14 protein-coding genes are annotated in these 18,526 nt (G+C 73.9%); 11 read left to right on the plus strand and 3 right to left on the minus strand.

From position 1 onward, the window contains the following. The first annotated feature begins 34 nt into the window (after nt 1-34). The 7 genes from OG702_RS24950 to OG702_RS24980 all read left to right on the plus strand — a co-directional run bounded on the left by OG702_RS24950 (nt 35) and on the right by OG702_RS24980 (nt 9,288). Nucleotides 35-1,186, plus strand: a complete 1,152-nt coding sequence (locus OG702_RS24950) for an acyltransferase family protein (protein WP_327291164.1) — start codon at nt 35-37, stop codon at nt 1,184-1,186. A gap of 260 nt (nt 1,187-1,446) precedes the next feature. After that, nucleotides 1,447-2,292, plus strand: a complete 846-nt coding sequence (locus OG702_RS24955; RefSeq protein ID WP_327291165.1) for a DegV family protein — start codon at nt 1,447-1,449, stop codon at nt 2,290-2,292. An 86-nt stretch (nt 2,293-2,378) separates the two neighbouring features. After that, nucleotides 2,379-3,233: a ComEA family DNA-binding protein gene (locus OG702_RS24960; protein WP_327291166.1), complete on the plus strand. Its 855-nt coding sequence runs from the start codon at nt 2,379-2,381 to the stop codon at nt 3,231-3,233. Nucleotides 3,234-3,637: 404 nt separating this feature from the next. Further along, on the plus strand, nt 3,638-6,097 hold the full coding sequence (locus OG702_RS24965; protein ID WP_442814732.1) for a ComEC/Rec2 family competence protein: 2,460 nt from the start codon (nt 3,638-3,640) through the stop codon (nt 6,095-6,097). An 80-nt stretch (nt 6,098-6,177) separates the two neighbouring features. Continuing rightward, the gene (locus tag OG702_RS24970; protein ID WP_327291167.1) at nt 6,178-6,795 is read left to right on the plus strand and encodes a winged helix-turn-helix domain-containing protein; all 618 of its coding nucleotides are present in this window, start codon (nt 6,178-6,180) and stop codon (nt 6,793-6,795) included. Beyond that, a complete protein-coding gene (locus OG702_RS24975; protein WP_327291168.1) occupies nt 6,792-8,069 on the plus strand; it encodes an MFS transporter in 1,278 nt (425 codons plus the stop codon). The genes OG702_RS24970 and OG702_RS24975 overlap by 4 nt, the downstream gene beginning before the upstream one ends. Nucleotides 8,070-8,502: 433 nt before the next feature. Then, nucleotides 8,503-9,288, plus strand: coding sequence for an MFS transporter (locus OG702_RS24980; protein ID WP_327291169.1), 786 nt, complete (start codon nt 8,503-8,505; stop codon nt 9,286-9,288). 51 nt (nt 9,289-9,339) lie between these two features. On the opposite strand, the gene OG702_RS24985 is transcribed toward OG702_RS24980, so the two are convergent. Beyond that, nucleotides 9,340-9,579, minus strand: a complete 240-nt coding sequence (locus OG702_RS24985) for a hypothetical protein (protein WP_327291170.1) — start codon at nt 9,577-9,579, stop codon at nt 9,340-9,342. 70 nt (nt 9,580-9,649) lie between these two features. Between OG702_RS24985 and holA the strand changes: the two genes are divergently transcribed. After that, nucleotides 9,650-10,636 (plus strand): DNA polymerase III subunit delta, encoded by a 987-nt coding sequence (holA, locus tag OG702_RS24990; protein ID WP_327291171.1) that lies wholly within the window; start codon nt 9,650-9,652, stop codon nt 10,634-10,636. A gap of 45 nt (nt 10,637-10,681) precedes the next feature. On the opposite strand, the gene OG702_RS24995 is transcribed toward holA, so the two are convergent. Both OG702_RS24995 and rpsT read right to left on the minus strand, forming a co-directional pair. Continuing rightward, nucleotides 10,682-11,473, minus strand: a complete 792-nt coding sequence (locus OG702_RS24995; protein WP_327291172.1) for a hypothetical protein — start codon at nt 11,471-11,473, stop codon at nt 10,682-10,684. Between the two features lie 409 nt (nt 11,474-11,882). Then, nucleotides 11,883-12,149, minus strand: a complete 267-nt coding sequence (gene rpsT, locus OG702_RS25000; protein WP_327291173.1) for a 30S ribosomal protein S20 — start codon at nt 12,147-12,149, stop codon at nt 11,883-11,885. A gap of 246 nt (nt 12,150-12,395) precedes the next feature. Here rpsT and lepA point away from each other — a divergent pair, with 246 nt between their 5' ends. The 3 genes from lepA to OG702_RS25015 all read left to right on the plus strand — a co-directional run bounded on the left by lepA (nt 12,396) and on the right by OG702_RS25015 (nt 18,507). Continuing rightward, on the plus strand, nt 12,396-14,273 hold the full coding sequence (lepA, locus tag OG702_RS25005) for a translation elongation factor 4 (RefSeq protein WP_327291174.1): 1,878 nt from the start codon (nt 12,396-12,398) through the stop codon (nt 14,271-14,273). Nucleotides 14,274-14,469: 196 nt separating this feature from the next. Beyond that, the gene (locus tag OG702_RS25010; RefSeq protein WP_327291175.1) at nt 14,470-16,353 is read left to right on the plus strand and encodes an AMP-dependent synthetase/ligase; all 1,884 of its coding nucleotides are present in this window, start codon (nt 14,470-14,472) and stop codon (nt 16,351-16,353) included. A 348-nt stretch (nt 16,354-16,701) separates the two neighbouring features. Then, nucleotides 16,702-18,507, plus strand: a complete 1,806-nt coding sequence (locus OG702_RS25015) for an ATP-binding SpoIIE family protein phosphatase (RefSeq protein WP_327291176.1) — start codon at nt 16,702-16,704, stop codon at nt 18,505-18,507. Nucleotides 18,508-18,526 lie beyond the last annotated feature (19 nt).

Below are 18,526 nucleotides of genomic sequence, written 5' to 3' on the forward strand. Positions count from 1 at the left end.
TGTGCGCACGCCCATGGCGGAGGTTTCCGGCCCGATGAACAGCGCTGTTGCCCACGAAGACGCTCTCCGCCGCGAAGACGGCCCCTGCGATGAAGGCGTCCCCCGCGGCGACGCCCCACCGGAGCCCGCGCCGCCCGGAACCCGCCCGCAGCGGCCGCGGCGGCTGTACGTCCTGGACGGACTCCGGCTCCTCGCCGCGCTGATGGTCGTGGCGTTCCACTACCTCGGCTACGACGACTGGTTCCGCTCGCCCTGGGGGGCGTCCACCGCCACGGTCTTCCCGACCGCGCATTCCGTCGCCGCCTACGGCTGGCTCGGCGTGGAACTCTTCTTCCTGATCAGCGGCTTCGTCATCTGCCTGTCGTGCTGGGGGCGCACCCTCCGGCAGTTCGCCGTCTCCCGTTTCGTACGCCTCTTCCCGGCGTACTGGTTCGCGATCGCCGTGACCTCGGCGGTCATGGTGCTGCGTCCCGGGGGCTGGGAGCTCCATCCGAACACCGTCCTGGCCAACTTCACCATGCTCCAGGAGCCCATGGGACTGCGGGACGTGGACGGCGTGTACTGGTCACTGTGGGTGGAGCTGCGCTTCTACCTGCTCTTCGGCATCGTCGCGGCCATGGGCCTGACCTACCGCCGCGTCGTCGGCTTCTGCGCCGCGTGGCTGCTGGCCGCCGCCATCGCACCGGCGCTGCACCTCACCTTCGTGAGCGTGCTGGCCGTCCCGCAGTACGCCCCGTTCTTCGTCGGCGGCGTCGTCATCCACCTCATCGGCCGCTTCGGCACCCGGCGTCCGGTGCTGTGGCTGCTGCTGGGCGCGTCCTGGCTCGGCGCGCAGAACGCACTGGTCGGCCTGGTGGCGCACTCGGAGCGGTCGGTGCGCGGCGACCTGTCCTGGGGGATATCGCTGGCAGTGGTCACCGCCTGCTACGCCCTGCTGCTGGCCGCGGCGCTTGGCCGGCTGGACTTCGCCAACTGGCGGGTGCTCTCGCTGGCCGGCGGCCTGACGTACCCGCTCTACCTGCTGCACGAGAACCTCGGCTGGGAGGTCATCCGCCACACCCACGGCCGGGTCGACGCCCGGGTCCTGGCCGTCACCCTCGTCGCGGCGATGCTGACCGCCGCGTGGCTGGTCCACCGCTTCGTCGAACGCCCGGCGACCCCGCGGCTCAAATCCTGGCTGGCGTAAGGATTTCCGCGGGGCGTGGGGCGGGGGGCTTGCGCGGCGGGCGGGGGGCCTGCGCGGGGCGTTCAGCCACGGGCGCTCGTCCGCCGCGCGTGCGGCCACGGGCCGTTCCGCCCCGCGCGTGCGGCCGCGGTTGGATAGGGCGGCATAGGCCGCGACCTGGTGGTCACGTGTGCGCGCCGGACCGCTGCGGGCCGCGCGGGGGCGCCCCGCCCGAGGCCCAAGCTGTCGCCCCGGCGCGCACGCCGGGTAATCTCCCGGACATGCCCCCGCACGTCGCCATCGTCACGGACTCCACGGCCTACCTCGGCCGTGACGCCCTGATCCGCCACCAGATCGCCATCGTGCCCCTCACCGTGGTGATCGGCGACGAGGCCCTGGAAGAGGGCACCGAAATCTCCGCTCCGGCCGTCGCCCGGGCACTCCAGCGCCGCCGTCCGGTCACCACCTCCCGGCCCGGCCCGCTCGAATTCACCGCCGCCTACGAGGCCGCCGCCGCCTCCGGGGCGGCGGAGATCGTCTCGCTCCACCTGTCCGCCGACTTCTCCGGCACCTACGACGCGGCGCTCGTCGCCGCGAAGGAAGCCCCCGTCCCGGTCCGGGTCGTGGACACCGGCATGGTCGCGATGGCCCTCGGCTTCACCGTGCTGGCAGCCGCCGAGGCCGCGGAGGCGGGCGGTACGGCCGACGAGGTCGTCGCCGCGGCGGAGAAGCGGGCCGCGGACACCTCCGCGTACTTCTACGTCGACACGCTCGACTACCTGCGCAGGGGCGGCCGGATCGGCGCCGCCCAGGCGCTGTTCGGCTCCGCCCTGGCGGTGAAGCCGCTGCTGCGGCTCTCCGACGGGCGGATCGAGCTGCTGGAGAAGGTCCGCACCGCCTCGAAGGCGATCACCCGCCTTGAGGAGATCGTGGTCGAGCAGGCAGGCACCCGCAGGGTGGCCCTCGCGGTCCACCATCTGGCCGCGGCGGACCGCGCCGCGACCCTCGCGGACCGGCTGCGCGAGCGGGTGCCGGGCCTGGACGACCTGGTGGTGAGCGAGGTCGGCGCGGTGATCGGCGCGCACGCCGGGCCGGGGCTGCTGGGCGTGGTGATCTCACCGCACTGAGCGGGGTTGTCCACAGCCGGTGAGTTATCCACAGGTTGCGGACCAAGATCATCGCGGGGCGGGGGAGCCGGTCCACGATGATCGGTATGAACCCGACGAACCCGCTGGGCCCGGCCGGCCCGATCACCGTTGTCCGCCCGCGCCGCCGGGCCGCCGCAGCGCAGGCCAGGTCCGCGCTCGCCCGTGAGCGCGCCTCCGCGATCTTCGGCACCCCGGACGACCCGTCCCCACCGCCCCCGTCCCCGCCGCCGGTCGCGCCACAAGTTCCGCCCCCGCCCCCGCCCCCGTCCCCGCCGCCGTCACCGCCCGAGCCGTCGAGCGGGCGGCTCGGCGGTCTGCGCACCTGGCTGCTGCTGCGCTGCGGCCTGGAATTCCGCACGGTGCTGGCACTTGCGGTCGTCCTGCTGGTGGGCGCGGGGCTCGCCGTCCAGCACTACGTCTCGGGCCGCCCGCACGCGGTCCGCGTCCCCGCCGCGCTGCCGCCCGCCGCAGTCCCGGCCCCCGTTGCGGCCACGAAGGCGCCGAGCCTGACGATCGACATCGCCGGCAAGGTCGCCCGCCCGGGTTTACGCCGGCTCCCCGCGGGCTCCCGGGTGGCCGACGCGCTGGTCGCGGCCGGCGGCCCCCTCCCGGGCACCGACACCACGGCCCTCAACTTGGCCCGCCCCCTCGCCGACGGCGAACAGCTCCTCGTCGGCCTGACCCCGCCCGCGGCATCCACCACGTCCACCACCGACGCGCCCCCGGGCACCCCCTTGAGCCTCAACTCGGCCACAGCCCCGCAACTCGACGCCCTCCCCGGCGTCGGCCCCGTCCTGGCCCAGCACATCCTCGACTTCCGCACCCAGCACGGCGGCTTCACGACCCTCCAACAACTCCGCCAGGTCCCCGGCATCGGCGACCACAAATTCACCACCCTCAAACCCCTGGTCCACCCATGACCCCCACCAGCCACCCCCGCCCCAAAAAACGCCCAGCGCCGCCCCGAAGGCCCACGAGGAACACCACACCCAGCCCCGACGCACCCCAAGCGTGGGAGCGGACGGTGCGCCCCGAAAGGGGCGCGGGGAACGGCGCGAGCAACCCCGACGGACCGCAAGTGTCACGACGGACGGTGGGCCCCGGAAGGGGTGCGGGGAACGGCGCGCCCAGCCCGGACGCACCCCAAGCGTGGGAGCGGACGGTGGGCCCCGGAAGGGGTGCGGGGAACGGCGCGAGCAACCCCGACGGACCGTCACCCGATGACGCAACCCGCGCCGAGCCGGGCCCGGCCTGCCAGGGCCAGGCCCCACCCGACGAACAACCGCGCGCCCGCTCGCCCGTGCACGCGGCGGCGGCGTCCCGGCTGGGGGCGTCGAATCCGCACCAGGACGGGCCGCCCGACTACCGGCTGGTGCCGCCGGCCCTGGCGGCATGGGCGGCCGCAGCCCTGACCCCGACCGTCGGCGCGACAGCCATCCTCGTGTCCGTCGCGATCGCGGCAGCCGTCACGCTGGCGGCAACAGCGCCGGCCCGCAGGGCATGGGCAAGGGCAAGGCCAGGGGCCAAGGGAAGGGCAAGGACAAGCCCCACCCCCCGGGCAGGAACCGCGCGGCTCACCGCCGCGACCGCAGCCACCCTCCTGGCCGTGGCGACAGCCACCACCGCCGCCGCGCTGGCGGACGCCGACCGCCACCGCGGCCCGGTTCCGCAACTGGCCGCCCACAGGGCACCCGCGGTCCCCATAGAACTGCGCATCACCGCGGACCCGTTCGCCACCCACCCGCCGGCCCCGGGCCTGACCGGCACCGTCGTGGTGACCGCGGACACCGTCCGGGTCGGGGCGACGAGGACCCGCGCCCCGGTCGTCCTGATGGCCACTCACGACCAGAAAAAATGGCTCCGGTTGCTGCCGTCGACCACCGTGGAGGTGCGGGCCCGCCTGAGCCCGCCGACCCGCAGGGGCGACACCGCCGCAGCGGTGCTGCACGCCACCGGCCCGCCCAGGATCGTGACCGGGCCCAGTGCACCGCAACGCGTCGCGGCCCGGCTGCGCGCCGGCTTGCGCACGGCGAGCGCGGGACTGCCGGCCGACGCCCGGGCGCTGCTGCCCGGACTGGTGATCGGCGACACCAGCAGGCTCCCGCCGGAGTTGAAGGACGCCTTCCGGGCGACGGATCTGGCGCACCTGACCGCGGTGTCGGGCGCGAACCTGACGATCGTCCTGCTGCTGCTGATCGGCCCGCCGGCCCGGGCGATCCGGGCGGAGCGCCGGGGCCTGGCCGCCGCCCTCGGCATCCCGCTGCGCCTGACGGCAGTGCTGGGCGTGGGCCTGACCGCGGCCTTCGTGCTGGTCAGCCGGCCGAGCCCGAGCGTGCTGCGGGCCGCGGCATGCGGGCTGATCACGTTGCTGGCGATCGGCACCGGGCGCCGCCGCTCGCTGCTGCCTGCCCTGTCCGGTGCCGTCCTGCTGCTGGTGCTCTACGACCCGGCCGTCGCACGGTCCTACGGCTTCGCGCTGTCCGTGCTGGCCACGGGGTCGCTGCTGACGCTGGCCCCGCGCTGGAGCGCGGCCCTTCGTTCCCGCGGTGTGCCGCCGCGGCTCGCCGAGGCGCTGGCCGCGGCGGGTGCGGCGCAGGCGGTGTGCGGTCCGTTGATCGTGGTGCTGTCGGCGCGGCTCAGCCTGGTCGCGGTGCCGTGCAATCTGCTGGCGGAGCCCGCGGTGGCGCCGGCGACGGTGCTGGGGTTCTGCGCGCTGGCGACGGCACCGTTCGCCCCGGCAGCCGCGGCGGCCCTGGCGTGGGCCGCGGGCTGGCCGACCCGGTGGATCGTGGTGGTCGCGCGGCACGGCGCGGCCCTGCCGGGGGCGGAGATCGGCTGGCCCGGCGGGTGGCCGGGCGCGGCGCTGCTCGCGGTGCTGACGGTGGCGCTGACCGTCGGCGGCAAGGCGCTGGTCGGCAGACCGTGGCCGGCGCTGGCAGGAGCGCTGCTCCTGCTCCTCTCGCTGGTGCGCCCGCTGCCGCTGCCGGGTCTCGTCACGGCATGGCCGCCGGACGACTGGCGGTTCGCGATGTGCGATGTCGGGCAAGGCGACGCGCTGGCCCTGGCGGCGGGGCCGGGCAGCGCCGTGGTGGTCGACACCGGGCCGGACCCGGCGCTGGCGGACCGCTGCCTGCGCGATCTGCGGGTCACCACGATCCCGTTGCTGATCCTGACCCACTTCCACGCCGACCACGCGGACGGCCTGCCCGGCGTGCTGCGGGGCCGCAGCGTCGGCGCGATCGAGACGACGGTGCTGGACGAGCCGGTGGCGCAGGCGGCCCGGGTGCGCCGGGAGGCAGCGGCCGCGGGTGTGCCGATGCTGCGGGCGAGCGCGGGGGAGCAGCGCCACACGGGCCCGCTGGCCTGGCAGGTGCTGTGGCCGCCGCCGTCCGCCGACGCCCTCCCCGACGACGACCCGAACGACGCGAGCGTGGCGCTGCTGGTCCGCACCGGCGGCCTGACGTTGCTGCTGGCGGGGGACCTGGGACCGGTGGCCCAGCAGGAGGTGCTTGACGCGGAGCCGGGCCTGTCGCGGGTCGACGTGCTGAAGGTCGCCCACCACGGCAGCGGCTACCAGGACCCGGCGCTCCTGGCCCGGACGCGGCCGCGCCTGGCGCTGATCTCGGTGGGCGCCCACAACCGTTACGGCCACCCGGCCGCGCGCACGGTCGCCGCGCTGCGGGCGCTGGGCGCGACGGTGCTGCGCACCGACACCGACGGGCCGATCGCGGTCGCCGGTAACGGGCCGGCCGGGCTGCGGACGGTATCGGCGGGCTCGCCATGAGCCGGGCTCGCGACCCTTCTCAAGGTCTGCTTATAAAGAAGTCCTTGTAAAGAACCCTTTAGAAAGCTAGCTTGATATACATGACAGAGAAGCCATGGGAACCACAGGTCCACCTCAGCGACCCGCGCGCCCTGCGCGCCTACGCCCATCCCACCCGCATGACCCTGGTCGGCCTGCTCCGCCTGGAGGGGCCCTTCACCGCGACCCGGGCCGCGGAGCTGACCGGCGAGTCCGTCGCCAGCTGCTCGTACCACCTGCGGATACTGGCCAAGTACGGCCTGGTCGAGGAGGCCGACCCGGGCGGTCCCGGCCGGGAGAAGCCGTGGCGGGCCACGGCCGCGACCACGGACTGGCCGAACTACTCGGAGGACCCCGCGGTCACCTCCGCAGCCGAGGCGCTGAACGCGGCGGTCGCCGAGAACCAGCTCCACCGCATGATGCGTGCGCTGGAGGTCCGCCACACCCTGCCCGCGGAATGGCAGCAGGCCGAGCGCTACACCGACGCGACGCTCTACCTCACCCCGGAGGAGCTGATCGCGCTCGGCGAGCGGCTGGAGGCTGTGGTGGGCGAGTTCATCGGCCGCAACTACAACCCGGAGCTGCGGCCGGAGGGCGCCCGCCGTATCGCCTACCTCAACGTCGCCTACGTCGCCCCGGGACCGGCCGCGGACCCCGGCCACGCGCCGGAGCAGCCGTGAGCGCCCCCACCGCGGTCCGCTCGCTCGGCTCCCGCGCCCCCGCCCTGCTGCAGGAACCGCAGTTCCGCCGCTACTGGACCGGGCAGACGGTCTCGCTGCTCGGCGACGAGGTCACCATCCTCGCCGTGCCGCTGGCGGCCGTGCTGGTGCTGCACGTCGGAGCCACCGGCATGGGCTGGCTGCGCTTCGCCGGGCTGCTGCCCGCGCTGCTGTTCTCGCTGCCCGGCGGAGCCTGGGCGGACCGGCGGGGGAGGCGCAGGCAGACCATGATCTTCGCGGATCTGGCCCGGGCGGTACTGATGGCGTCCCTGCCGGTCGCCTACGCGTTCGGGGCGCTCACCTTCGCCCAGCTGTGCGTCGTCGTGTTCGGGGTCGGCACGCTCGCGGTCGCCTTCGACGTCTGCAACGCCACGCTGTTCGTGTCGCTGGTCTCCCACGAGCAGTACGTCGCGGGCAACTCGCTGACCAGCGGCAGCCGGGCCTTCGCCTTCGTCGCCGGGCCCAGCGCGGGCGGTGTCCTGGTCCAGGTCCTCGCCGCGCCCCTCGCGCTGCTCGCCGACGCGGCGTCCTATCTGGTCTCGGCCTGGCAGTTGTCCCGAATAGCCCCCGTCGAACCACCCGCCGCCGAGCGCGGCAAGGGCCAGCTGACGGCCGGCCTGCGCTTCATCGCCCGTTCCCCGCTGCTGCGGGCGATGCTCGCCTGCGTCGCGACCATCAACCTCTTCAACTTCGCCTTCCACACCCTGCTGGTCCTCTACGCGGTCGACGAACTCGGCCTCAACGCGGGGACGCTGGGCGTGGTCATCGGCGCGGGCGCCGTCGGCAGCCTGCTCGGTGCGGCGGTCAGCGGCCGGGTCGTGCGGACGATCGGCGTCGGCCCGGCGTTCACGGTCGGCGCGGTCGCCTTCCCCGCCCCCCTCGTCCTCGTCCCGCTGGCCGGCGGTCCGACCCCGCTGATCCTGACGGCCTTCTTCGCGGCGGAGTTCCTCTCGGGCCTGGGTGTGATGCTGCTGGACATAGCCGCCGGCTCCCTGCAGGCCGCCGTCATCCCCAACGCGCTGCGTTCCCGGGTCTCCGGCGCATTCCGCACGGTCAACTACGGCGTCCGCCCCATCGGCGCCCTGGCCGGCGGCTTCCTCGGCTCGACCATCGGGCTGCGCCCGGCCCTGTGGACAGCCACCCTCGCCGCCACCCTCGGCGTCCTCTGGCTCCTCCCTTCCCCCGTCCCCCACACCCGCACCCTCCCCGCACCACTCCCGGACACCACCCCCTGAGAAGCACGACCCCCCGCCCCACGGCAAGCGGCCCCGCTGAGGGGCGCGAGGAACTGCGCGCGCAACCACGACGGCGCCGCGGTCGACGCACCACCCCGGGCGGCCCCGCTGAGGGGCGCGGGGAACTGCGTGCCCAGCCACGACGCACCCGCACCCGCACCCACCGCACCACCCACCCACCCCCACCACCCCACGACCGCGAGACCGCGCACCAACACCCGGCCCCAGGAGGGAGAACAGCCGTGTCGAGCAGCGACCAGCCCACACCGGCGCGGTGGCGCGTCCCGTTCGCCCCGAGGCGCGACCGCCCGGCGCCCGGGCCAACGCCAGCAACCGCACCCACGCCCAGGCCCGCGCATGCGAAATCGCTCGACCGCCCCGCCCCGGCCCGAGGGGCGACCGCCGGGGACGCCACCCGGCGCTTCAGGGTGGTGTGGGCCGCGGTCACCGTCTCCTCCCTCGGCGACGGCACCCGCTTCATCGCCTGCCGCTGCTGGCGAACCGCCTCACCGACGACCCCCGGCAGGTCGCCGCCGTCTCGCTGGCCGAGCAACTGCCGTGGCTGCTGCTCGGCCTGACGGCCGGCGCACTCGCCGACCGGCCGGACCGGCGCCGGATCCTGTGGGTGGTGGACGCGCTACGTGCGGCAGTGGTCGGGGTGCTGGCCGTGGCGGTGTACACCGGCACGGCCACGGTGCTGCTGCTCGCGGTCACCGGGTTCGTGCTCGGCTGCGGGCAGACGTTCTACAACGGCGCCTGGTCCGGCGTCGTCCCGGCGCTCGTGCCGCCGTCCGGGCTCGGCAGGGCCAACGCCCGCCTCCAGGCGAGCGCGCAGATCAGCGACACGCTGCTCGGCACCCCGCTGGGCGCGGTGCTGTTCGGGATCGGGGCGACGCTGCCCTTCGTGGTGGACGCGGGGTCGTTCGCGGTGGCAGCCGCCCTGGTGGCGCTGACGGCCGGCGACTTCCGGCCGAGGAAAGCGGGGTCGCCGCCGGGCTCGTTGCGCCACGACGTCGCCGAAGGCATCCGGTGGCTGTGGCGGCACCGCCGGCTGCGCCGCCTGTGCCTGGTGACGGGGGTCGCCAACGCCGTCGGCAGCGGCCTGGTCGCGATCCTGGTGCTCTACGCAGGCCGCCTGCTCGGCCTCGGCGTGCTCGGCTTCGCCCTGCTCCTGGCGGCGACCGCCGTCCCGACCGGCGCCGCGCCGGCGGACGCATGAGGAGCAGGGCGCGTGCGAAGCGGGGCTCGTGCGGAGCGAGGCGGCACGGGGCTACTCCAGCCACCCGTCGTGCGCCGCGGCGAGCGCGTCGAGGGCGGCGGGTTCCAGCCGGGCCGCGGGATCCTCGACGACGACCAGCCACTGCGCGTCCTCCGCGTCGTCCTCGCCGGCCAGCGCGTCACGCACCAGCCGGGGCTCTTCGGCGAGCGGGAAGCGCTCGGCCAGATCGGCGGCGACCTCCTCGGCGGCGTCGCGGTCGGGAAGCACCAGGACATGGCGTACGTCGGTCACCCGGACATTGTGCCGCGGGGGACCCGGGCTCCGGCACGGCTGTCACAGCCGCGTGGGATGCTGGGCCGCGATGGCAAGGAAAACCGCTCAAGACGATCCGCTCGCACCGCTCACGCTCGCCGTGGGGCAGGAGGATCTGCTGCTCGACCGCGCCGTGCGGGAAGTGGTGCTGGCCGCGCGGGCGGTGGACGCCGACACCGATGTGCGGGATCTGGCGCCGGAGGCGGTGCAGCCGGGGACGCTGGCGGAGCTGACCAGCCCGTCGCTGTTCGCCGAGCGCAAGGTCGTCGTGGTGCGCAATGCGCAGGATCTGTCCGCGGAGACGGTCAAGGACGTGAAGGCGTATCTGGCCGCGCCGGTGGAGGAGATCACCCTGGTGCTGCTGCATGCCGGCGGGGCCAAGGGCAAGGCGCTGCTGGACGCGGCACGCAAGGCGGGGGCGCGCGAGGTGGCGTGCCCGAAGATGACCAAGCCGGCCGACCGGCTGGCGTTCGTACGCGGCGAGTTCCGCACGCTCGGCCGGTCCGTGACGCCCGAGGCGGCGCAGGCACTCGTCGACGCCATCGGCAGCGACCTGCGGGAGCTGGCCAGCGCCTGCGCGCAGCTGGTCGCGGACACCGAGGGCACCGTCGACGTCGCGGTGGTCGCCCGCTACTACACCGGCCGCGCCGAGGCCACCGGCTTCGAGGTGGCCGATCTCGCGGTGACCGGGCGGACGGCCGAGGCGCTTGAGCGGCTGCGCTGGGCCCTGTCGGTGGGGCAGCCGCTGCCCGGCATCACCTTCGCGCTGGCCTCGGGGGTGCGCGCCATCGGCAAGCTGGCGTCGGCCCCGCGGGGCGCGAACCCGGGTCAGCTGGCCCGGGACCTCGGCATGCCGCCGTGGAAGATCGACCGGGTGCGGCAGCAGATCCGCGGCTGGAGCGCGGAGGGCGTCTCGGTGGCGCTGCGCGCGGTCGCGGAGGCCGACGCGGCCGTCAAGGGCGGCGCCGCGGATCCGGCGTATGCCCTGGAGAAGGCCGTGGTCACCATCGCCCGCGCCGCCCGCTCCCGCACCTGACCCCGCCGGGGCGGCCGCCGCCGGCCCGGGTGTCGCCCGCCCGGGCTACTTGAGCTTGGGCATCGTCGCCTTGGTGGCCGCCTTCACCCAGTCCGTGGCCCGCTCGACCGTGGGGATCTTGTCGTCGGTCTCGTCGAGCGAGGAGGCGTAGCCGTTCCAGGACAGCGTGAAGGTCATCCACCCGTCGCGCACGGCGAGCACCACCTGGCGGCTGCCGCTCTCTCCCTCGCCGGCGCTGATGACGGTGTCCTGGGTGACCAGATAGGCCTCGTCCCCGAAACCGTCCACCGCCGTGGTCGTGTACTTGTCGTCCGGGGCCGAGCCGTGGTCCTCGAAGCTCTTCCAGTGGTCGCCGAACTCCGGCCCGGGGTCGCTCTTGCGGTGCAGGTCCGCCTCGATGGACACGTAGGAGTAGGAGTAGCTGGTGTCGGAGGAGGAGCTGTCCTCCTTGTCCAGGCTCTCGCTGCAGTACATCTGCACCATGGAGGGGCGGTCGCTGGTGTACGAGGTCGGACTCTTGTCGGGCTTGGGGTACGTGGTCTTGAACGCGGTCAGGTCCGAGCTGTCGCACAGGTTCCTCTTGCTGGTGTAGCCGCGCAGGTCGGCCTTGCCCGAGTCCTTGCCGAGTACCAGCACCCCGCCGGCCCAGGCTGCGGACGCCACGACCGCGCCGACCACCGCCCACAGCACGGCCCGGCCCGCTCCGCCGCGCGGCCCGCCCGCGGGGGCGGCGCCTGGCTGCTGCGGGGGACCGTAGTACGGCGGCTGCGGCGCCCCGTAGGGGCCGGCAGGAGCGCCGGGCGAGGGCTGGGCGTAGGGGTTGTGCTGCGGTGGCACCGGGGCACCGTAACCGCCGGCCGGCGGCGGGCCCGGTATCGGTCCCGGCGGGCCCGGCGGGGGAACGGGCCCGGAGCCCTGCGGGGGGTTCTGGTACGGATTTGAGCCCGGCTGCTTCGGCGGCGGCATCGACATGCGGCGAGGATAGCGGCGGGGGGATCGGCACCGTCAGGGAAACGTACTGCCCGCCCGGGGAATCCCCGGACGGGCAGCAGAGGCGTATCGGTGTGCCGCAGGCACGTGGCGAACGTCCGCGTGCGGCACGGGTCTTGGGCGCTGCGGGTCCGGGCGGTAGAGGGGCCGCTGGTTCCGGTTGCCCGCCCTGCCGCGGACCCTGGTGCGCGGAGACCGCGCGGGGCCGTGCAAGTCGTGCGGGTCGTGCAGGCTGTGCGGGTCAGGCGAAGGGTGATCAGCCCTGGAGCGCCGCGACCGACTGCGCGATGGCCGACTTCTTGTTCGCGGCCTGGTTCTTGTGGATGACGCCCTTGCTCACGGCCTTGTCGAGCTTCTTGGACGCGGCGCGCGCGGCGGCCTCGGCCTTGGCGGCGTCGCCGGAGGCGACGGCCTCGCGGGTGCGGCGGACCGCGGTCTTGAGCTCGGACTTGACGGCCTTGTTGCGCAGGCGCGCCTTCTCGTTGGTCTTGTTGCGCTTGATCTGGGACTTGATGTTCGCCACGAAGGAGCCTTCTCAGGTTCGTTTACCGAAAGGATCAGCGCCTCGGGTCCGGATTCCCGCGGTACGCGACCGGTGGGGGGCACGAGGCACAGCGCCCCAGGTTACCAGCAGCCGTCGGCCGCTCCCAAACCGCGCGGCGGCCGCCGGCCATGGGACGATGGAGGCTACGTATCGATCCGACCAGCCAGCAGAGACCGAGTCCCGCGCCGAGCGCGGGGGTGGGCGTCTCAAGAAAATGGACCCTGCGTGCCCGCGACCCCTTCTTCCGTGCCGGCCCATGCGCCGGAGCCGAGCCGTACCGACCCGGCGCTGATCCGCAACTTCTGCATCATCGCGCACATCGACCACGGCAAGTCGACACTCGCCGACCGGATGCTCCAGCTCACCGGGGTCGTCGACGCGCGGCAGATGCGTGCTCAGTACCTCGACCGGATGGACATCGAGCGCGAGCGCGGCATCACCATCAAGTCGCAGGCCGTCCGGCTGCCCTGGCAGCCCAGCGACGGCGCCTCGGGCACGCACATCCTGAACATGATCGACACCCCGGGACACGTCGACTTCACCTACGAGGTGTCCCGCTCGCTCGCCGCCTGCGAGGGCACCGTCCTCCTGGTGGACGCCGCGCAGGGCATCGAGGCGCAGACGCTGGCGAATCTGTATCTGGCGATGGAGAACGACCTCACCGTCATCCCGGTGCTGAACAAGATCGACCTGCCCGCCGCCCAGCCGGAGAAGTTCTCCGAGGAGCTGGCCAACCTCATCGGCTGCGACCCGGCCGACGTGCTGCGGGTCTCGGCGAAGACCGGCGTCGGGGTGGACGCGCTGCTGGACCGGGTGGTCAGGGACGTGCCCGCCCCGATCGGCGTCGCGGACGCGCCCGCCCGCGCGATGATCTTCGACTCGGTGTACGACTCCTACCGCGGTGTGGTCACCTACGTCCGGGTCATCGACGGGCAGCTCACCAAGCGCGAGCAGATCCGGATGATGTCCACCGGCGCCACCCACGAGCTGCTGGAGATCGGCACCAACTCGCCGGAGATGCTGCCCGCCGACGGGCTCGGCGTCGGCGAGGTCGGCTATCTGATCACCGGTGTGAAGGACGTACGGCAGTCCAAGGTCGGTGACACGATCACCACCAGGAGCGCCGGCGCCACCGAGGCGCTGGGCGGCTACAAGGACCCCCGGCCGATGGTCTTCTCCGGCCTGTATCCGCTGGACGGCTCGGACTACCCGGAGCTGCGCGAGGCCCTGGACAAGCTCCAGCTCAACGACGCGGCGCTGGTCTACGAGCCGGAGACGTCCGCCGCGCTCGGCTTCGGCTTCCGGGTCGGCTTCCTCGGCCTGCTGCACCTGGACGTGATCCGCGAGCGCCTGGAGCGCGAGTTCGGCCTCGACCTGATCGCGACGGCGCCCAACGTCGTCTACCGGGTCCTGATGGAGGACGGCACCGAGCACGTCGTCACCAATCCGAGTGAATTCCCCGAGGGCAAGATCTCCGAGGTCTACGAGCCGGTGGTACGGGCCACGGTGCTGGCCCCGACGGAGTTCATCGGCGCGATCATGGAGCTGTGCCAGAACCGGCGCGGCTCGCTGCTCGGCATGGACTACCTGTCCGAGGACCGGGTCGAGATCCGCTACACCCTGCCGCTGGCCGAGATCGTCTTCGACTTCTTCGACAACCTCAAGTCCAAGACCCGCGGCTACGCCTCGCTGGACTACGAGCCCACCGGCGAGCAGAGCGCCGACCTGGTCAAGGTCGACATCCTGCTGCACGGCGACAAGGTGGACGCCTTCTCGGCGATCACCCACAAGGAGAAGGCGTACGCGTACGGCGTCCGGCTGGTCGCCAAGCTGCGCGAGCTGATCCCGCGGCAGAACTTCGAGGTGCCGATCCAGGCTGCCATCGGCGCCCGGGTGATCGCCCGCGAGACGGTGCGCGCCATCCGCAAGGACGTGCTCGCCAAGTGCTACGGCGGTGACATCTCGCGGAAGCGCAAGCTGCTGGAGAAGCAGAAGGAGGGCAAGAAGCGGATGAAGATGGTCGGCAGCGTCGAGGTGCCGCAGGAGGCCTTCATCGCGGTGCTGTCCACCGATTCCGACGGCGAGTCCAAGGCGAAGAAGTAGGCCGGCGGGTGGCGGGGTGCGACCGTGGACGCGGCGCACCCCGCCACCCGGTCGGCGGTATCCGCAGGCGGCGGTGCGCATGCGGTCGCGACGCGCTGGCCATACCCTCTTACGCGCCGGGCGTCGGGCCTCTAGTCTGATCCGACGGATAGGTTACTGGTGAGTTAAGAACGCCCGCGCGTGCCCGGAGGTTGCGGTGACCGACACACAGACGTTGCTAGAGAATCGGCCGCCCTCCGTGGCGACGCTCTTCCTGGACCGGGTGGCGGCCACGCCGGACGCGGAGGCGTACCGCTACCCGGTCTCCCCGGAGGACGGCGAGGGCCCGGACAGCTGGAGATCGCTCACCTGGGGCGAGTCCTCCCGCCGGGTGTACGCCGTCGCGGCCGGCCTGATGGACCTCGGGGTGCGCCCCGAGGAGCGGGTCGCCATCGCCTCCAACACCCGGGTCGAGTGGATCCTCGCCGACCTCGGCATCCTGTGCGCGGGCGCGGCCACCACCACCGTCTATGCCAGCACCAATGCCGACGAGACCGCGTTCATCCTCGCCGACTCCGGCAGCCGGGTCCTCATCGCGGAGGACGCCGCGCAGCTGGAGAAGGCCAGGCAGCGCAGGGCCGAGCTGCCCGAGCTGGCCCATGTCGTGGTGATCGACCCGGAGGGCGCGCTGGACGAGGCGGGAGACGGCTGGGTGCTGTCGCTCGCCGAGCTGGAGAAGCGCGGCGAGGCCTATCTGGCCCAGCACCCCGCCGCCGTCACCGACGCGGTCGCGGCGATCACCAAGGACCAGCTCGCGACGCTGATCTACACCTCCGGCACAACCGGACGCCCCAAGGGTGTCCGCCTGCCGCACGACTGCTGGTCGTACATGGCGCGGGCCATCCAGGCCGTCGACCTGCTGCAGCCGGAGGACGTGCAGTACCTGTGGCTGCCGCTGGCGCACGTCTTCGGCAAGGTGCTGACCGCCGGGCAGATCTCCGTCGGGCACATCACGGCGGTCGACGGACGGGTCGACAAGATCATCGAGAACCTGCCGGTCGTCCAGCCGACGTACATGGCGGCGGTGCCCCGCATCTTCGAGAAGGTCTACAACGGCGTCGCGGGCCGCGCCCGCGCGGGCGGCGCCGCCAAGTACAAGATCTTCCTGTGGGCCGCGGAAGTCGCCCGCGACTACGCCAAGGCCATGCAGACCAGCAAGCGGCTCACGGGTACGGCGTCGGCGCCGATGGGGCTGCGGACCAAGCACGCGCTCGCCGACAAGCTCGTCTACAGCAAGCTGCGGGAGGCCTTCGGCGGCCGGTTGCGGGCCTGCGTGTCCGGCTCCGCCGCGCTCGCCCCCGACATCGGCTACTTCTTCGCCGGCGCCGGGATCCACATCCTGGAGGGCTACGGGCTCACCGAGTCCAGCGCCGCCAGCTTCGTCAACCCCGGCGAGAACTACCGCACCGGCACGGTCGGCAAGGCCCTGCCGGGCCTTGAGGTCCGCATCGCCGAGGACGGCGAGATCCTGCTGCGCGGCCCGGGCATCATGCAGGGCTACCACGGGCTGCCCGACAAGACCGCGGAAGTCCTCGAACCTGACGGGTGGTTCCACACCGGGGACATCGGGGAACTGTCCCCCGACGGCTTCCTGAAGATCACCGACCGCAAGAAGGACCTGATCAAGACCTCGGGCGGCAAATACATCGCTCCCGCGGAGGTCGAGGGGCAGTTCAAGGCGGTGTGCCCCTTCGTCAGCAACGTCCTGGTCGTCGGCGGCGGACGCAACTTCTGTACGGCGCTGCTGGCGCTCGACGAGCCGACCATCCTCGACTGGGCCGCGGAACACGACCTGGCCGGCCGGCCGTACGCGGAGGTCGTCGCCACGGACCAGGTCCGCGACCTCATCGACGGCTACGTGCAGCGGCTCAACGAGGGGTTGCAGCGCTGGCAGCAGATCCGGCAGTTCCGGCTGCTGCCGCGCGATCTCGACGTCGAGCACGGCGATCTCACGCCGAGCCTGAAGCTGAAGCGACCCGTCGTGGAGCGGGAGTTCGGCCCGCTGATCGAAGAGATGTACGCCGGCGCCCGCGAGTCCTAGGCCTCGCGGGGCCTGCCCCCGGCCACGCTTTGCGCTTGCGCGCGGCTGGGGGCTGCCGGTCCCCCGGAGGGCGTGCTGACCTTGCGGTGCGTCGTGGCTTGTCGCGCAGCTCCCCGCGCCCCTGGGGGCTGGACCTCTTGTGCGGAGGGTGAGGGTCTTTCAGGGGCCCCGGCGCGGGAGGGTAGTGGGTCGGGGTGGGGGATGGGGGGAGTTCGGGGGAAAGGGACCCGTGCGGGGGGTACGGAGCGGGGTCGGGGTGTGGCGGAGTGTCAGCATGGGAGCGTGAGGCTCACCTCTGCTCGCCCCGCGGGCGAAGCCCGCGACGTGGGGTCGGACGGGTCCGAGGCCATGTCGCGGACGAGTCTGCCCGGCGACCAGCAGGCCGCCGGCGCCGCCCGCCGGTTCCTGCGGGCCGCGCTGGCGGAATGGGCGGGCAGCGGCCTGCCCGAGGCGGCCGGCCTCGAAGAGCGGCTGGTGGACGACGGCACCCTCCTGGTGAGCGAGCTGGTCACGAACGCCGTCGTGCACGCCGGCACTGCGGTCGACGTGGTGTGCCGGCTGGACACCCGGGAGTCCCCGCCCGGCGTCGTGGTCGAGGTGTCGGACCGGCACCCGGCGCGGATGCTCAGGGAGGACGGGGCCGGCGGCCGGGACGGCCCGGACGTGCCCGACGACCGGCGGGAGGGCGGCCGCGGCCTGCACCTGGTGGCGGCGCTGTCCGACGCCTGGGGCATCAGCTACCACCGCGACCGCAAGACGGTGTGGTGCCGCTTCGACCTGCCGCCCGGCGGCGGCGAGCCCCCGCTGCCCGCCCCTCGCGGCGAACCGCCGGCGGAACTGCTCGCACCCGTGGCGCCGCCACGGCCGGCCGGCCCGTGCGCCGAGCAGGACCGGGTCGACCGCGGGGCGCTGTCCTTCCTCGCCGAGGCGTCGGACCTGCTGGCCGGCCAGCTGGACGAGGACAACGTCGCCTCGCTCGCGGCGCAGTTGCTGGTGCCGCGGATCGCGGACTGGTGCGCGGTGTGGGTGTACCCGGCGGGAGCCGCACCGCGGCTGTCGAGCGTGTGGCACGTCGAGGAGCGGCGGATCGACCGGCTGCGGGCCGTACTGGAGGCGGCGCCGCCCGCCGCCGACCCGCGGCCCGGGGCGCGGCAGGCGCGGTGGCCGGCGCTGCCGGACGACGCCGGGTGCGACCCCGCCTCCGGCGGCGCACTCGCCGTGCCGCTGATCGTGGCGGGCCGCTGCCACGGCACCCTGCTGCTGGGCCGGGCAGCGCCGCCCGGGGCGGCGGGGCGGCACGGGCTGCCGGACGCGATGACCGGCCTGGTCGAGGACTTCGCCCGCCGGGTGGCCCAGGCCATGGGCGCGGCGCGGCAGTACGCGCGGCAAGCGATGATCAGCACGGTGCTGCAGCGCGGCCTGCTGCCGCCGGCGGTGGGGCGCATCCCCGGCATCGACCACGCCGTCGTCTACGAGCCGCTGGCCGGCGACTGGGTCGGCGGCGACTTCTACGACCTCTTCCCGGCCGGTGACGGCCGCTGGTGCTTCGCGCTGGGCGACGTGTGCGGCAACGGTCCCGAGGCCGCCTCGCTGGCCGGCGTCGCGCGCCCGGTGCTGCGGCTGCTGGCCCGCGAGGGCTACGGCGTCTGCGACGTGCTCGACCGCCTCAACAAGGCGCTCGCCGACGAGGCGGCCGCCGCCCTGATCGGCGGGACGGCGGCCTGGGAGGGCGGCCAGGCCCGCTTCCTGTCGCTGCTGTACGGGGAGGTCACGCCGTACGCGCCGGAGCCCGGCGCGCACTGCACCCTGGCCTCCGCCGGCCATCCGCTGCCGCTGCTGCTCGGCCGGGACGGCCGGGTACGGGAGGCGGCCGGCCCGCAGCTCCTGCTGGGGATCTCCGAGACGTCACGGTACGTGAGCGAGTCCTTCGACCTGTCGCCCGGCGACACCCTGCTGTGCGTCACCGACGGGGTGACCGAGCGCCGCCGCGGCCGGCGGCAGTTCGACGACGACGAGGGTCTGGCCACCGTCCTCGGCGGCTGCACGGGGCTGGACGCGGCGGGTACGGCCGAGCGCGTCCGGCACGCGGTGCACGCCTACGACAGCGCCCCGCCCGCCGACGATCTGGCGGTGCTCGTCCTCCAGGCGCGCTGACGTGCCTGGGCACCGCCCG

This window comes from Streptomyces sp. NBC_01198, from assembly GCF_036010485.1.
Classification (GTDB): Bacteria; Actinomycetota; Actinomycetes; order Streptomycetales; family Streptomycetaceae; genus Actinacidiphila.

What these genes read in the sequence shown, in the direction of transcription:
- OG702_RS24955 (WP_327291165.1), top strand. Translation starts at nt 1,447, where the DNA reads ATGCCCCCGCACGTCGCCATCGTCACGGACTCCACGGCCTACCTCGGC.
- OG702_RS24950 (WP_327291164.1), top strand. Translation starts at nt 35, where the DNA reads ATGAACAGCGCTGTTGCCCACGAAGACGCTCTCCGCCGCGAAGACGGC.
- holA (WP_327291171.1), top strand. Translation starts at nt 9,650, where the DNA reads ATGGCAAGGAAAACCGCTCAAGACGATCCGCTCGCACCGCTCACGCTC.
- OG702_RS24970 (WP_327291167.1), top strand. Translation starts at nt 6,178, where the DNA reads ATGACAGAGAAGCCATGGGAACCACAGGTCCACCTCAGCGACCCGCGC.
- OG702_RS25015 (WP_327291176.1), top strand. Translation starts at nt 16,702, where the DNA reads ATGTCGCGGACGAGTCTGCCCGGCGACCAGCAGGCCGCCGGCGCCGCC.
- OG702_RS24960 (WP_327291166.1), top strand. Translation starts at nt 2,379, where the DNA reads ATGAACCCGACGAACCCGCTGGGCCCGGCCGGCCCGATCACCGTTGTC.